Origin of the sequence: Pseudooceanicola sp. LIPI14-2-Ac024, assembly GCF_042188925.1 — a bacterium.
In the GTDB taxonomy this organism is placed as follows: Bacteria; Pseudomonadota; Alphaproteobacteria; order Rhodobacterales; family Rhodobacteraceae; genus Pseudooceanicola.
In genome coordinates, this window is record NZ_CP170102.1 from 2,253,450 (window position 1) to 2,269,387 (window position 15,938).

At 70.4% G+C, this 15,938-nt stretch carries 7 protein-coding genes; 1 reads left to right on the forward strand and 6 read right to left on the reverse strand.

What is annotated here, in order from left to right; all coding sequences use genetic code 11:
* Window positions 1-2 precede the first annotated feature (2 nt).
* Window positions 3-704 carry a 4'-phosphopantetheinyl transferase family protein gene (locus tag ACE2AC_RS11040; RefSeq protein ID WP_375687044.1) on the forward strand — a complete coding sequence of 234 codons (702 nt, stop codon included), beginning with the start codon at window positions 3-5 and terminating at the stop codon, window positions 702-704.
* On the opposite strand, the gene ACE2AC_RS11045 is transcribed toward ACE2AC_RS11040, so the two are convergent.
* The 6 genes from ACE2AC_RS11045 to ACE2AC_RS11070 form a co-directional block, all read right to left on the reverse strand.
* On the reverse strand, window positions 689-3,436 hold the full coding sequence (locus tag ACE2AC_RS11045; RefSeq protein WP_375687045.1) for a condensation domain-containing protein: 2,748 nt from the start codon (window positions 3,434-3,436) through the stop codon (window positions 689-691). The genes ACE2AC_RS11040 and ACE2AC_RS11045 overlap by 16 nt on opposite strands.
* Window positions 3,433-11,403: an amino acid adenylation domain-containing protein gene (locus ACE2AC_RS11050; RefSeq protein ID WP_375687046.1), complete on the reverse strand. Its 7,971-nt coding sequence runs from the start codon at window positions 11,401-11,403 to the stop codon at window positions 3,433-3,435. The genes ACE2AC_RS11045 and ACE2AC_RS11050 overlap by 4 nt, the downstream gene beginning before the upstream one ends.
* The gene (locus tag ACE2AC_RS11055) at window positions 11,400-11,606 is read right to left on the reverse strand and encodes a hypothetical protein (protein ID WP_375687047.1); all 207 of its coding nucleotides are present in this window, start codon (window positions 11,604-11,606) and stop codon (window positions 11,400-11,402) included. Before ACE2AC_RS11055 ends, ACE2AC_RS11050 begins: the two co-directional genes overlap by 4 nt.
* Window positions 11,588-13,060, reverse strand: coding sequence for an amino acid adenylation domain-containing protein (locus ACE2AC_RS11060; RefSeq protein ID WP_375687048.1), 1,473 nt, complete (start codon window positions 13,058-13,060; stop codon window positions 11,588-11,590). Before ACE2AC_RS11060 ends, ACE2AC_RS11055 begins: the two co-directional genes overlap by 19 nt.
* A gap of 376 nt (window positions 13,061-13,436) precedes the next feature.
* Window positions 13,437-14,258 (reverse strand): methyltransferase, TIGR04325 family, encoded by an 822-nt coding sequence (locus tag ACE2AC_RS11065; protein ID WP_375687049.1) that lies wholly within the window; start codon window positions 14,256-14,258, stop codon window positions 13,437-13,439.
* Window positions 14,255-15,745 (reverse strand): oligosaccharide flippase family protein, encoded by a 1,491-nt coding sequence (locus ACE2AC_RS11070; RefSeq protein ID WP_375687050.1) that lies wholly within the window; start codon window positions 15,743-15,745, stop codon window positions 14,255-14,257. Before ACE2AC_RS11070 ends, ACE2AC_RS11065 begins: the two co-directional genes overlap by 4 nt.
* Between the last annotated feature and the right edge of the window lie 193 nt (window positions 15,746-15,938).

The following is a 15,938-nucleotide window of genomic DNA, read 5'->3' on the forward strand; positions in this document are numbered from 1 at the left end:
CCATGCCCATCGACATCGCCCTGCACCTCTGGCGGCTTGACGACGCGGCAGAGGGTGATCGCCTCGCCCGCCACCTCGACGACGGCGAACTGGCCCGCGCCGATCGTTTCGTGCGGCCGCGCGACGGGCTGGCCTATCGCATCGGGCGCGGACGCCTGCGCGAGGTGCTCGGCGCCGTCACCGGCACGCCCCCCGCGGCGCTGCGGTTCACCTACGGCGCTCACGGCAAGCCCGCGCTGCCGGACGGGCCGGAATTCAACCTCAGCCACTCCGGCGCCCTCGCCTGCCTCGCCATCGCGGACCGCCCCCTCGGCGCGGACATCGAAGTGGTGCGCCCGATCGAGGACGCGGTCGCCGAACGCTTCTTCGCCCCGGGCGAATACGCCGCGCTCAGCCAGCTGGACGGTACCGGATGGGTCCGTGGTTTTCACCGCTGCTGGACCCGCAAGGAGGCGGTGGTCAAGGCCATGGGTGACGGGCTGTCGATCCCGCTCGATCTCTTCGACGTGACGCTTGGCGTGGACGAGCCGCCGCGCATGACCCGCCTTGCGCCTGCACTCGGGCGGGCAGACGACTGGCGGTTCCTGCACCTCGAGGTCGGCGATGACATCCTTGGCGCGGTCGCGATGCAGAGCGGCGGCGCCCCGATCCGCGGTCATGTCGTTGCCGCGCCGGAGGGTCTGGCGGTTCAGGTCTTGGCCTGATCCTCGCCCAGGAAATCCTCGATCACGCTGGACAGTTCGGTGATCCCGATCCGGCGGTCGCGTAGCACCAGAACCTTGGGCAGCCGCACGGTGGTCAGCTGCGCGGACGGGATCACCCCCTCCCACCCGATCGAGGGGCTGAAGGCCCCACCCTCGGGCGTGATCCCCGTCACCACGTGCAGCACCGGGAAATCCACCGGCCCCGGACGATAGGCATCGCGGCGGCGCGAGACGTGGCTGATGAACCGTTCTTGGTCCTCCTCCAGGTCGGTCTTGCGGACCCGGTCGATCAGCCCCAGGCGGGCGCCAAGCTGCAGGATCCCGCTGCGCCGCGTGACCGAGTAGAGGCCGAGCAGCGCGCCAAAGGTCATCTCGCCATCCCGCACCGACCGCAGGCGGGTCTTCAGGGCGTGCAGCTTCTCCTGCCGGTTCGCCGCCGGGTTAGACGGAAGCGCGGCGGTATAGCCGGGCTCCCACACGTCCTTCATCACCACGCCGCGGACCTCGGCGCCGGCGGCCCGCAAGTGTCGCGCCGCTTCGAGCGCGAGGTTGCCGTGCACGCAGTTGCCATAGAGCAGGTACGGCCCCTCGGGCTGCGCCTCGCGGATGACCCGCGCGTATTCCGCCGCGATCTCCTCGAACGGCCGGTCGTCCAGCGGCATCCCACGCGCGCCGTCGTTGACCCGCACGCAGAGCGTCTGCCGCGGCGCCTGTCCGGCGGTCGAGAGCGCCAGCGCGGTTGCCGCGTTGTTCACCGCGATCAGCGGCTGGCCCGCCCCCTCGCGCCGCAACCGCATGATGCGCCAATCCTCTTCGGGTGCGGTGGAAACCTGCGCCACTGTCCGGTCCGAGATCACCTGTGCGAGGTCGAGCGGCGTGGAATGCTCGTAGACCTGCGTGACCTCCAGCTGCAGGCCCCAGCGGTCGCGGATACGGCTGAGCAGTCGCAACACCAGCACCGAGTGGCCACCGAGGTCGAAGAAGTGGCCGCTCGGCGGTACGGAGTCCATGCCCAGCACCTCGGCGAACTCCGCCCGCAGTCCATCGAGGACGCCCTGCCGCACCGCCATGGCTTCGCGTCGTGGGGCGGAGGGCACGCCCAGCACCGACCGGTTGATCGCGCCGGTCGAACTGCGCGGAAAATCCGCCAGGATCGACACCCCCGACAGGCCCGCGGCAGGCCCGAGGTCGGCCATCAGCCGGTCGGGCAGCCGCTCCAGCGGCAACGTGCCGGTGGCCTGCGGCACGACAAAGGCATAAAGCGCCTCGCCCGCCGCCAGCACGGCCGCCTCGCGCACCATCGGGTGGGATGTCAGCGCGTGTTCCGCCGCCGCCATACGCCGCCGTCCGTCCTGTCCGCGTTCCGACAGGTGCGCGGGCACGCGGAGTTGCCCGAGCGGCGTCGTCGGATCGGCGAACACCGTCTCGAACCCGTCGCGGAGCATCCGGGCCAGCGCCTCGGCCGTTTCGCGGTCGAACAGGGTCGTGGCGTAATCCAGCATGATCTGCCAGCCGCCGGGGCGCCCCATCACGGCGACGTCGAGGTCATAGATCGCCCCGGGCGCATGGCTGCGGGTCGACCGCAGCTCGAACCCGCCGTACGCACGGCTTTCCATGAAGACCTGCTGAAGATTGAAGTTGAGTGAAATCAGCGGCGTGCGCGACGCGTCGCGCCGGGGATTGAGCCGTTCCACCAGCATGTTGAACGGCATCGACTGGTGGCTGATCGCCCCCTCGACCACCGGCTTTGCCCGTGCCAGGTGATCGGCAAAGGCAGCGGCAGGGTCGGCGCCGAACCGCAGCACGAGGTTATTGATGAAGACCCCGATCATCGGATCGAGGTCGCTGTCCACCCGCCCTGCGACCTGGGTGCCGAAGAGCACGTCGTCGCGCCCGGTGACGCGCCCAAGGCAGGCGCTGAAGAGCGCGCAACCGAAGGTGAAGGGCGACACCCCGGCGGCCTGCGCGGCGGCGGCGATCCGGCTGTCGAAATCATCCGGCAGGTCCAGTGTCACCTGCGCCACGTCGGTGGCGCGCAACGGCGGGCGCGGCTTGTCCGGTTCCACCTCGAAGTAGGGTGCGCCCTCGAGCTGTCGGGTCCAGTAGGCGGCCTCGTCCTCCAGCACGCCGCTGGCAAAGTAATCCTGCTGCCAGAGCGCGAAGTCACCGTACTGCAGCGGCAGCTCCGGCAGCTCCGGCTGGCGCCCCTCTTCGAAGGCCTGCGCCGCGGTGCCGATCTCGTGCCCGAGCACGCGGATCGAGGCGCCGTCGAAACAGCTCTGGTGCACGACATAGACAATCTGCGCCAGCTCCGCGCCCAGCCGGATCAGCGTCGCGCGGATCAGCCCCGGCCGGCCCAGGTCGAAGGGCCGCGCCGCCACCTCGTGCGCGATGCTGTCGATGCGGTCCTGCTGATCGCCCGCGGGCACCGCGCGGATATCGACGGTGTCGAGCTTGAAGGCGACGTGATCCACCACCTCCTGCACCGGGCCGCCGTCGCGTTCGACGAACCGGGTGCGCAGGATTTCGTGCCGGTCGATGACCGCCTGGAACGCGCGTTCGATGCTGGCGCTCGCGACCGGGCCGCGCAGTTCCCAGCGGACCGCCACGTTCAGCGACGGGTTGCCCGGCTGCATACCGTCGAGGAACCAGCACCGCAACTGCGTGGCCGTCAGGGGGAACGCGCCAACTACGTGGCCGTCGGCAACCGTATGGTGTCCGAGATCGCTCATTCCGCCGGTCCCTGCGCCGCCCGGCGCGCGCCGTGGCGGAAATCGCGCAGCGAGGGGCGTTTCGGCCCGTCGTCATCGCGCCCGTCATGGAACGCCGCCAGCGCGCGGATCGAGGGGTGGGCGAACATGTGCCGCGCCTCGAGGTTCAGGCCCGCGTCCAGCATCTGCGCCGCGATCCGGAAGACTGCGAGCGAGTCGACACCGAGAGTGAAGAGCGTGTCGGTCACGCTCACCTCGGGCAAGCCGAGCACCCGCGCCCAGATCGCGGCGATCCGGCGTTCGGTGTCGGTCTCGGGCGCCTGCACCTGCCGCAGCGGCGTGACGGTCGCGGCCTCGTCGGGCGCGGGCAACGCCTTGCGGTCCAGCTTGCCATTGCCGGTCTGCGGTAGGGCCGACAGCGTCACCCAGGCCCGTGGCACCATGTAGTCGGGCAGCGCGCGGCCAAGCGCTTCGGACAGCGCGGCGGGCGTGGGGTCGGCACCGGGCTTCGGCACGACGTAGCCGACAAGCTGCCGGTCGCCATTGCCCCGCGTGTGCAGCCCGACTGCCGCCTGCGCGACACCTTCGACCGCCCGCAGGCAGGCCTCGATCTCGCCCAACTCGATCCGGAACCCGCGCAGCTTGACCTGCGTGTCGATCCGGCCCAGCACTTCGATCTCACCGTCTGCGCGACGGCGCGCCAGGTCGCCCGTGGCATAGAGCCGGCGCGGCGCGCCTCCGAACGATATCGTACGGAACGCCTTCGCGGTCAGGTCCGCGCGGCCGAAATAGCCAAGCGCCAGCCCGTCGCCGCCGATGTTCAGCTCTCCGGTCGCGCCGACAGGGGCGATCCGGCCGAGGTTGTCCAGCACGTGCAGTTCCGTGTTGGCGATCGGATGGCCGATGGTGACCGGCTGCCCCGGCACGACGCGCTTCACCGCCGACCAGATCGTCGTCTCGGTTGGGCCATAGAGGTTCCACAGGGCCGCGCCATCCGCCGTGAGCCGCGCGGCAAGGTCCGCCGGCAGCGGCTCACCGCCACAGAGCACACAGAAGCCTTCTGCCGGTGCGAACCCGGCGGTGAGCACCATGTCCCAGAGCGTCGGGGTCGCCTGCATGACGGTGATGTCGCCCCGCTTCAGCCGGTCAACCAGCGCAAAGCCGCCCACCACGTCCTCGGCCGTGGCGATCACCACGCGCCCGCCCTGCGTGAGCGGCAGCAGCAGTTCGAGCACCGCGATGTCGAACATCACCGTCGTCACGGCGAGGAGCGCGTCGTCGGCCGCAAAGCCCGGTTCAGCCGCCATCGAGGTCAGGAAGTTCACCACCGCACGGTGTGGTACGGAAACCCCCTTGGGCGTGCCGGTGGAGCCGGAGGTGAAAATGACATAGGCCGGGTGGTCCGGTGCGATCTGCACTGTATCGGGCCGAGCACCTGCACGGGCATCGCGCGTGCCGATGACGGTGATCCCCGTTTCGGCCGCGAACGGCGCGGTGGCGGCATCGTCGGTCAGCACCGCCGCGACTTCGGCCGTTTCTGCGATCTGGCGCAGGCGGGCGGCGGGCTGGCGCGGGTCAAGGGGCACATAGGCATGACCCGCCTTCAGTACGCCGATCAGACCCGCCAGCATCTCGGCCCCGCGCGGCAGGCAGAGCGCTACGCGCTGGCCCGTACCTGGCAGGCGCGCCTGCAGAAGGGCCGCGATCGCGTCGCTTCGGTCGCCAAGCGCGGCATAACTCATCGTTCCCGCCGCATCCTCGATCGCCATACGGTCGCCGTGCGCGGCTATCGCGTGAGCGATCAGGTCCGGCAGGGTGGCGGTGCGGTCATAGACTCGCGCGGTTGCGTTCATCGCCGCGCCTATGCCGAGCCGGTCAGCCTCGGACACCAGCGTCACGCCGTCGGCGGGCTGGTCGGGATCAACCACCATCTCGGCCAGTACCGCCTCGTATGCACGGGCCCAGCCCTGCACCGTGGCCGCGTCGAAGAGGTCCGCGTTGAAATGCGCGTCGATCCGCAGCCCCTCGGGCGTCTCGGCCAGATTGAAGAAGAGGTCGAAGTTCACCGCCCGCTTGGCATTTGGCCGGAATGACGTGGTCAGTCCCGGCATGTCGGCCAGCGGCGCGTCCTTTTCCAGGTTGAACTCGATCTCGGTCAGGGGCAGCCGGTCCAGCGTGCGCGGCACGTCCAGCGCCTCGACGATCGCGCCGAAGGTCGTGTCCTGGTGATCGAAGGCGGCCATCAGCTGATCGCGCACCGTCCTGAGGTGCGCCGCGATGCTGGCGCCCTCGGCCATCGGGGCGCGGACGGGCAGGAAGTTCACGCAGTGCCCGACAAGGTCGGGGTTCGGCAGGTTCTGCTGTTCCGCCGTCGGCACGCCCAGCACCACGTCGCGCGTGCCGGACAGGCGCGAGACGAGGACCTGCATCGCGGCGAACGTGACCGCGAAAAGCGTGCAGCCGTTCTGCCCGCCCATCTTGCGCGCGGCCTTGAGCGCGTCGGCCGGGACCAGGTGGAACACGCTGCCGCCCGCGTGGCTCTTGCGTTCGGGCCGGGGCCGGTCGAGCGGCAGGTCGGGCAGCGCGGGCGCGTCGGCCAGCACCGCGCGCCAATGATCCCGCGTCGCCGGGTCTGCCACCCGGGCGGCGGCGGTCCGGGCATGGGCGGCAAAGGAGGGCGCGGGCGCCAGTTCTGCCATACGCCCCCCGACGGACGCAGCGTAGAGCGCGGCCAGATCGTCGATGAGCACGCCGAAGGACCAGCCGTCTGCCACGATATGGTGCAGCGTCATGACCAGCACGTGCCGTTCATCGGCCAGCCGGACCAGCGTGGCGCGCAGCGGCGGTTCGGCGGTGATGTCGAAAGGTGTCTCCCCCTCCGCGGCGATCAGTGCGTCGAGCGCGGCCTCGGCATCCGGCGCGCCGGCGAGGTCCAGGTGCGCGAAGGGCTGCGGGGCCGGATCGGTGACCTCGAAGGTCCGGCCATCCTGGGCGAACCGCAGGCGAAGGGCATCGTGCCGAGCGATCAGGTCGTCCCAGGCGCGTTGCAGCGCCCCCGCGTCGAGCCTGCCGTCAAGGGTGAGCGACCCGCATTCGTTGAACGCCGCGGACGCCGCGCCGCCCATCTGGTGGCTCAGCCAGATCTCGCGCTGGCTGTCGGTCAGGGGCACCGCCGTGTCCACGGTCAGCGCCGGAGCGGCGTCGCCGGTCCTGATTTGTGCGAGGATGCCGACCGAAAGGAGCGCGTCGAGCGCCGTTTCGAACGCGGTCAGCACCCTCGCACATTCGACCTCACCGTGTTCGGTGGTGAGGAAGCCGCAGAAGCCGTCCATCACGTGGATCCCCTCCATCCGCATCAGCGGGTAGAGCAGTGTCGCCCGGGGGTCGGCCTCGGTCAGGTTGAGGACGAACCAGCTGGAATAGTCCTCGACCAGGTCCGGCAGCCCGCGGGCCAGCAAGGCCGCGCGCATCTGCGCGGCGAGCGTCGCAGTGCGATCTGCCGCCTCGACCCAGAGCCGGTCGCCTTGGGCGGCCATGAAGTCGAGCGAGGCGTCAACCGCCGCAAGCACCAGCGGATGGCGCACGAAGGTTCCGGCAAAGAAGGTCGGCACCGCCTCGGGGCGGGAGTTGTCGCCATAGGACCATGCGCCACCGTCCAGTGCATCCATGAAGCTTGCGTCGCCGGCCAGAACGCCGATCGGCATCCCGCCCCCCACGACCTTGCCGTAGGTCGCCATGTCGCCCTGGATGCCCCAGACACCCTGCATGCCGCGCGGACCGGTGCGGAAGCCGGTGACGACCTCGTCGATCACCAGCGCCGTGCCGTTGTCGCGGGTCACCTCGCGCAACTCGCGCACGAAGGCCTCGGGGCGGAAGGCGGGATGCCGGCTCTGCACCGGCTCGACGATGATGGCGGCCACCTCCGAGATGTTGGCCCGGATCCACTCCATCGCAGCGGGCTGGCCGTAGGGCAGCACGATCATGTTGGCGAGGCCCGAGCGCGGGATGCCCGGCGCCACCGGCAGCGGACGCGGATCGCCTGCCTTGGCCCGGCCACGCACCAGGACCTCGTCGAACTGACCGTGGTAGTCCTTGTCAAATACGACGACGAGGTCGCGGCCCGTCACCGTCCGGGCGACGCGCATCGCGGCCATCACGGCCTCGGACCCGGTGTTGCAGAAGGTGACGCGTTCATGCCCAACCGCGCGGGCGAACTTCTCGGCCACGGGACCGGCCATGTCGGCCTGCGGGCCGATGGGAAAGCCGCGCTCCATCTGGCGGGTCACCGCGTCGACCACGAAATCGGGCGAATGGCCGAAAGCGGTCTGGCCAAAGCCGTTCACGAGGTCGACGAAATCATTGCCGTCGAGGTCGTGGATATAGGCGCCCTTGGAGCGGTCGGCGACGATGGGGAACACCAGTTCCTTCCACTCGGCGCGGAACCCGGCCGCGGTGCGGGGGTCGGCGTGAACGGCACGATGCGCAGCCGTATGTGCCTTGGACGTCGCGTGCTTGGCGGCGTAGCGGGCGGCGAGGTCGCGGACGAAGGCCAGTTGGGCATCGTCCAGCGTGCCACCGGTGACATTGGGGCCGCGACCGACCTTGAAGCCCTTGGGCAGGGCTTCGGTGGTGTCGTCGGAGGGGGTGGCAACGGCGGGCTGCGTCACGGGCATCGGCTGGGCGACCGGCGCGGCGACGGCGGTCGTGGCCAGCGCCGCGGGTGACCCGCCAAGCGCCTGCAATTGCTGGGCAAAGACGGCTTGCATGGTCTGCAGCTGCGCCTGGATGATCCCGTCGACCCCCGCGGCCATCGCCGCCGGGCCTTGCGCGACCGCAACGGGTGCTGCGGCCGGGACGGGCATCGGCACCGGGGTCGCGTCGGGCACCGCGAGCGCGGCTTCGGCCGGCATCTCGGCGTCGAGGTGGATGACCAGCGCGTCGATGGTGGACAGGTCCGACAGCATCCGGCGGAATCCGATCTGCACGCCGTAATCGCGCCCGATGGCCTGGCTGACCTGCCCCAGGAAGAGCGAGTCGAACCCCAGTTCGAGGAAGGACACCGTCGCCTCGGTGGTGCCGATGTCCTCTCCGGACATCTCGGCCAGCAGGGCGGCAAGCTCTTCGGTCAGGCGCGGGCGGCGGTCGACGGCGGCACTCATGGCGGGCACCTCTTGGCGCGGGGTGGAAACTTCGGCGGCTGCGGCAGGCGCGGCCTCGGGCGGCGCGATCCAGTGCCGCTGCCGCTGGAAGGGATAGGTTGGCAGCCGGACGGTCATCCCGCCCGACTGCCGCCCGTGGAGCCACGACAGGTCCAGTCCCGCGGCCCACAGGTTACACGCCGTGACAGCCATCATTTTCTCATCGGAGACCGATCTGGCATGATCCGGCAACGATTGGAAAATCCCACGATGACTGCCACGGCCCAAGGTCTGTGCGGCGAAGGCCGAAAGGGTGCGGCCTGGGCCGACCTCGACAAACACCTGCGACCTTGTTCCGGTCACCGCTGCGAGAGCGGCGTGAAAATCGACGCAGGCCCGTGCCTGCCCCGCCCAGTAGACGGGGTCCGTGGCCTCTGCGTCGGAAAGGATGCGGCCGGTGACGGCCGAGACGATGGGACGGTCGGGCGCGTTCAGCGCCACACCCTGCGCTGCCGCATGCAGCGGAGCTGTCACCGGGTCCATCATCCGCGAATGGAAGGCGTGCGAGGCGTGCAGCGCCTGGTGCGCGATCCCCGCGGCATCGAGGCGCCCGGCCAGCGCGGCGATGGCGTCCTCCGGCCCCGCGACCACCTGCAGGCTCGGCGCGTTGCGGGCGGCCAGGTCCACGGTGTCATCGAGGTGCGGGCGCAGGTCGTCGACCGTGGCACGGACCGACAGCATGGCCCCCGCGGGCTGATCCATCATCAGGCGGCCCCGGGTGGCGATCAGGCGCAGCGCACCCTCGAAGGACATGACGCCCGACAGCGCGGCGGCGGCAAATTCACCGACCGAATGGCCGATGCAGGCCGCCGGCTCCAGCCCGCGCGCCTGCCAGAGCCGTGCGGTGGCGTATTCCGTCAGGAAGAGCGCCGGTTGGGTGATCCAGGTCTCGCGCAGCGCGGCCGCCGCATCTTCGGGTGAAAGGTCGCAGCCCAGGATCAGCGGGCGGATGTCCCGGCCGATCAGCGGGGCCAATACCTCGGCGCCCGCGTCGATCCAGCGGGCGTAATCCGGTTCGCTGTCGTAAAGACCCGCGCCCATGCCGGGGTACTGCGCCCCTTGGCCGGGAAAGAGAAAGACGACCTCGGGGCGGTCCGCCACGGGGGCCCCAGGTGCCCGCGCCGCGCGGAGCTGTGCGATGGCGTCGGCCCGGTCGCTGGCCGCGATGGCAAGGCGATGGTCGTGCACGGCACGTCCAGCCTGGAGCGTATGGGCCACGTCGGACAGGGCATCGGACCCGGCCTCGAGGTGATCCGCCAGTAGCACCGCGGCCTGCGCCAGCGCCTCGGGCGACCGCGCGGACAGCGGCAGATGCACGAGGCCCTCGGGCGGGGCATCCCGCGTGACCGGCGGAGCCGCGGCCAGCACCACGTGCGCGTTGGTGCCGCCGACCCCGAAGGAACTGACACCGGCCATCCGGCGATCCCTCCAGTCGGTCACCGCCTGTGGCACGGCAAAGTCGGTGCCCGAGAGGTCGATCCGCGGGTTGAGCGCGGTAAACTGCGGCATCGGCGGGATCGCCCCGCGTTCCAGCATCAGCACCGTCTTGATGACGCTGACGGCGCCCGCCGCCGCGTCGAGGTGGCCGAGGGTGCCCTTGACCGAACCGAGCGCACAGCCCGCGCCGGGACCAAAGGCCGCCTTGAGCCCCGCGACCTCGATCGGGTCACCGAGCGGCGTGGCGGTGCCGTGGCATTCGACATAGCCGATCTGCGCCGGGTCCACCCCGGCGTCGCGATGCGCCATGCGGATCGCGGCGGACTGGCCCGCGACCGAGGGCGCGGTATAGGACATCTTGTCCGCGCCGTCGTTGTTCACGCCGACGCCGTGGATCACCGCGCGGATCGCGTCGCCATCCGCCAACGCATCCTTCAGCCGTTTCAGCACCACAACCCCGGCGCCGTCACCAAAGACCGTGCCGCCGGCCTGCGCGTCGAACGGGCGGCAGAGGCCGTCGGGCGAGGCCATGCCGCCTTCCTGGTAGAGAAAGCCGCGCCGCTGCGGGAAGGTGATCGAGACGCCGCCCGCCAGCATCGCCCGCGCCGCGCCACTGCGCAGCGCCTGCACGGCCTGCGCGATTGCGACGAGCGAGGTGGAACAGGCGGTGTTGATCGACAGGACCGGCCCCGTCAGGCCGAGGCGGTAGGCGGCGTTGGTGGAGATGCCGTCGGAGTTGTTGCCCGCCAGCAGCGCGTAGTCGAGCTGGAACCCGGTGGTGAACTGCCGTTGCGCGGCGCGGTCCCCCAGCAGGTTCTCGATCAGGTAGGTCGACATCGAGCCGCCGGCAAAGAGCCCGACCGGCCCGCCGCGTGCGGGGTCGATCCCGGCATCCTCGAGCGCGGCGTGGCAGACCTCCATGAACACGCGCTGCTGCGGATCCATCTGCGCGGCCTCGCGCGGGCGCATCCCGAAAAAGCCCACATCGAACATGTCGGCATCGGCCAGCACCGCGCGGGCCGGGACATAGTCGGGCCGTGCGCGGGTGGCGGGGTCAAACGCATCCTCGGCCCCGGCCGGATCGAAGCGCTCGATCACGCTCCGGCCTTCTGCCAAAACCGTCCAGAAATCGTCGAGCGAGGCGATGCCAGGCAGACGCGCAGCCATGCCGACGATGGCAATGGCGTGGTTGTCGGGGTCGTTGCCTGCGGACGGAACCGTATCCTCGGCCTTGGCGATGCCACGCGCCGCCAGGGCCGTGGCCAGATCGCCAAGGCGCGGGGTGTCGAACATCAGGGCGATGTCGAAGGGCTGGCCAAGCGCGGCCTCGGTCCGGGCATGCGCCTCGATCAATTGGAGCGATGTGCCGCCGAGGTCGAAGAAGGTGTCGCGCGGGCCGGGGGCGGGCAGTGCAGCACCGACTGCCAGATCGCCGCGATCCGGTCGGTGAGCGTGGGGGCGTCGCGATCGGGCGTCGGGGCAGCCGCGCCTTCGACCCGCTGGCGCAGGGCCTTGCGGTCGATTTTTCCGGCGCGGGTCAGGGGAAGGCTTCGCACAGCTCGATCCGGCGCGGGATGACATCGCGCGGAAGGTGCCCGGCCGCCAGGTCCCGCAGGCCGGCGCGGAAGGCCTCGGGCGCCTCCGGCGCGGCGGGAATGACGAACGCCACCAACTGCGGCACCGGCGCGCGCAGGTACTCGACCACCGCGTCGCGCACGCCGGGCAGGCCGCGCAGGACCGCTTCGACGCCGTCGACCTCGACCCGGCGTCCGGCGAGTTTCACCTGCCGGTCGGCGCGGCCGAGGAAGTCGAAACCGCCATCGTCGCGCGGGCGCAGCATGTCGCCAGTCAGGTAGAGCCGTCCGTCACGGCCCGGCCGCGGATCGGGAATGAAGCGTTCGGCGGTCAGGTCGGACCGGCCGTGGTAGCCGAGCGCCAGTTTCGCGCCGCCGATGGCCAGTTGCCCGGCCTCACCCGGGGCAACCGGCTGCAGGTCGTCGTCGAGCAGCACCGCCTCTTCGCCCGGCAGGACATGCCCGACGGGGATGGCACCGGCGGTCAGGTCGGCCGCGGTCACCCGGTGGCAGAGCGAATGCACGCAGGTCTCGGTCGGGCCGAAATCGTTCACCAGCCGCAGGTCCGGATACGCCGCCAGCAGCCGCCGTGCCATCGGCACCGACATCACGTCGCCGCCGCCGATGCTGAGCCGCAGCGTGGCGAAGGCGTCGAGGTGGTGTTCGATCATCAGGTGGTGCAGGCCGGCATACCAGCTGGCCACCGTCACCCGCGCGCCGGTCATCACCGCGGCGATCCGGTCGAGCGCGGGGGTCCCGCCCTCGACCACCGCGACGGCGGCACCGGCAAGCAGGGCGCCGAAGACCTCGTAAAGCGCGCCGTCACAGGCGATGGTCGAGGCATGCAGGCTCACGTCGCCGGGCCCCATGCCCAGTTCGGGCTGGGCCAGCGCCAACGTGATGACGGCCCGGTGCGGCAGGATCACGCCCTTGGGCCGGCCCGTCGTGCCCGAGGTGTAGAGGATGCAGGCCGGATCGTCGGGCGCCACCACCGGCAGCGTGTCAACGGGGCCAGAGGCTTCGCCGATCACCAGCAGCGGGACCGCCCCGAGCACGCCGGCGGCCTCGTCCGCCAGGGCGCGGGGTGCCAATGCTGCGCGGAACGGCAGGTCCTGGGCGATGAGGGCAAGCTGCTCGGGCGCAAAGCCCGGGTCCATCGGCGCATAAACCGCGCCAAGGGCAAGGCAGGCCAGCATCGCGGTAATCGCCTCGGCGCCGCGGGTGGCATAGAGCGCAACGTGATCGCCCTGCCCCACCCCCTGCGCCGCCAATGCCCCGGCCAGCGCGCGGACATCGACCTGGAGGTCGCCATAGCTGCGACGGCGCGCGTCGCCCAGGATTGCCACCGCGTCGGGATCGCGGCGACAGGCCGCGACGAAAGCGTCGTGGATCCCGGGCTCTGCTGCGTCGGACAGGATATCCTTGGCGTCGGACACGATGTGACCGTCTCTCCTGATGCCGCGGAGCGATCGGCGCCGCGGGCGAAATTGTCGATCTCAAATACGGGGGATACCGTGACCCGCCCACTTACCTCGCCCGTTCAACACCGGGCGGCACCCGAGTCCGAAAATCCGTTCCCGCCGCGGGACTGTCAAAAGGTTTACCCCTGCGGCAGCCGGCAAAATCCGTGCTTTCCGGGCGCACTGCAGGCAAAGCCCTGAAACCCATCGGGAAAAACGGTCTGCCCTGTCCCGGGCACCGGGCTGTAGCGGAAATGTCATTGTCGCGTAGCGTGTAACAATGCCGCCCATATCCCGCTTTTGATGCGTGATCGCGCAGGCGAACGGAATCAGACGCACACAATCGCTGCGATTATTCCGCGCGCGACAGCAGATATCCCCTGCTGGCGCTGCGTCCGTGCCAGGGATGGGTGGGAATGACATGCGAGAGCTCTCCGATCTCCCAGCTGTCCTGCAGGGTGTAGCCGAGGGCGTCCAGCTCGGCCTCGAAGGCCGCGCGGTTGCGGATCCGGTAGGGCACGCGTCCGTGGCCGATGCGTTCGATCGTGAAGAGCTCGGGCCCGTCACGGGTCGCGACCTTGTTGAGTAGGATGTGCCGCGGCAGGACCGGCAGCGCCGCCAGCAGATCGGCAAACGGGCGATCGAGGTACTGCAAAAGGCCCGAGGCGAGGAAGAGGTCGGCGGCCGGCAAGCTGCCGGGGTCCGAGGCAAAGGTGATCGCCGCGGGCAGGTCGCCCGCCGCCTGCCGCCTGCGCGCGGCGGCGACGATGCCGGGCAGGTCGTAGACAACCCAGTCGGTCCGCCCGAGGTCCAGCAACGGCGCAAAGGCGATGTACTTGGTGCCGAGGTGGCCGCCCGCGTCGATCACGACGCGCGCCTCGGGCAGCAGCCGGTCGAGCCAGAAGACCAGCGGATAGTCATAATCCGTCCGCGTGCACATCTGCGGGAAGGAGACATCGGCCAGCGCCTCGTCGTCGTAGCCGCCGTGCAGGTTAGCAGGCAACGCGGCCAGCGCCGCCGTCCGGTCGGGATAGGCCCCCGCGAAGCGCGGCCCGCGTGGTGTCATCGTCCGCAGGCGCGCCCCGGCGGCGCCCAGGCCCCACTGGACCCGCCGCGCGACCTGTCGTGGCGACCAGCCCAGGCCGGTCCCCTGCCCCGTTTCGATCTGCGTCACGCCGCGTTTCCTTTCCTGAAGGTCCCGACCACGCCGGACCAGAGCGCCCGGTCGCAGCGCGACAGGGCCAGCGCGTAGACCGCCAGCGCCACGAGGCCGAAACCGATTGCCGCCAGAAGCGGCGGGATCGCCATGCCCGCCGTCAGGTGGGACAGCAGCAGCAGCGTTCCGGTGCCGAGCGCCATCGGCAGCAGCGTGCCGCGCAGGTCGCGCAGGACCATCCGCCACGTCACGCCCAGGTAGCGCCGGAACATGCGGAAAGTCGCGGCACAGACGAAGATGCCGATGCCGACCTGCGCCCAGGCCAGCGCGTAGAGGCCGAACTGCACCGCCAGCAGGGTCAGCGCCAGAGACACTGCAAAGATCGCGCCGGTGAACCACGGCAGCACGCGGGCGTGGCCGCCGACCGACAGCACCGGTTCGGTCACCATGCCCCCGAGGTAGAACAGTCGGCTGACCGCGAGGATCGCGACCAGCGGCGCGGCGGCCTGCCATTCGCCGCTGAGCAGGCCATGAATGACCTCGTCGCTCATGCAGATGAGCCAGAGGAACACCGGCGCGGCGATGGCGACCAGCACCTTCAGGAAACGCCGCAACTCGGCGGCGAGGCGGGCGTCGCGTGCGTCCTCGGGGCCGGAGTCCCGGGTGGCGCGCATTAGTTTCCACGCCAGGAGCTGGGCGGGCACTGTGATGATCTCGGACAGGGCGTTAACCAGCCGGTCCGCCGCGCGGAAGTAGCCGACCGCCGCCGCGCCCAGGAACCCGCCGACGATGAAGGTCGCCAGGTAGAGCCGGATGTAGACGAACATACGGCTGACGAAGATCTGCGACGAGAACACCCAAAGATCGCGCAGCACCGGACCGCGCAGCCCGGTTGCCGGCATCAGCCGCGTGGCACCGAAGCTGAGGACGAGGTGCACCGACTGGTAGGCCAGCCGCCCGAAGGCCAGAGACAGCACCCCAAGCCCGCCGAGCAGCGCGGCGACCGAGACGGCGAGGCCGACAAGTTCGGCCGCGATCTCGCAGAGGGCCGAGGCCTTGAGCCGTCCCTGCCAGATCATGATCCCCTTCTGCGCCGAGGACACGGTGGCAAGCATGATCCAGAGCGCGAAGAGCTCCATCAGGCGCACGGTCGGCGCACCGATCCCGAAGGCCGCGGCGCCCTGGCTGCCGAGCAGGCCGATCACGGTGAAGACCGCGCCGCAGATCATCGCGATCGAGAGCACCTGTTGCGGCACGCGGGCATCGCCCGACCAGGCCATGATGAACGGGCCCCAGCCGAATTCGGCCACCCGGAACAGCAGGATCGCGCAGGCCGAGACGAGGGCGAAGATGCCGAACTCGGCCGGGCCGAGGACGCGGGCGGCAACGATGAAGACGGCGAATTGCGCGGCCTGCGACACGACCCGTTCCGCCACGGTGATCGCCCCGTCGCCCAGCACGCTGCGGCGGGCCCCGGCGGGCGGATCGTCGGTCTGGATGGTCATCTGCGGAAGGTGCCTCGTCGCGGCCGATGGGGTCGGCCAATCATGGCAGGATAGTGGCCAATTCCGCGCGAAGTGTGAACTCTCTGGGGCGGTTTTGTGGCCGTGGTTCGTGATCCGGAAACACAGTGATCAGGCAGCGCGCAGTACCCTTGCCCAATTCGGGATCATTGTCGGCCTAGCGGAAACGATCTGT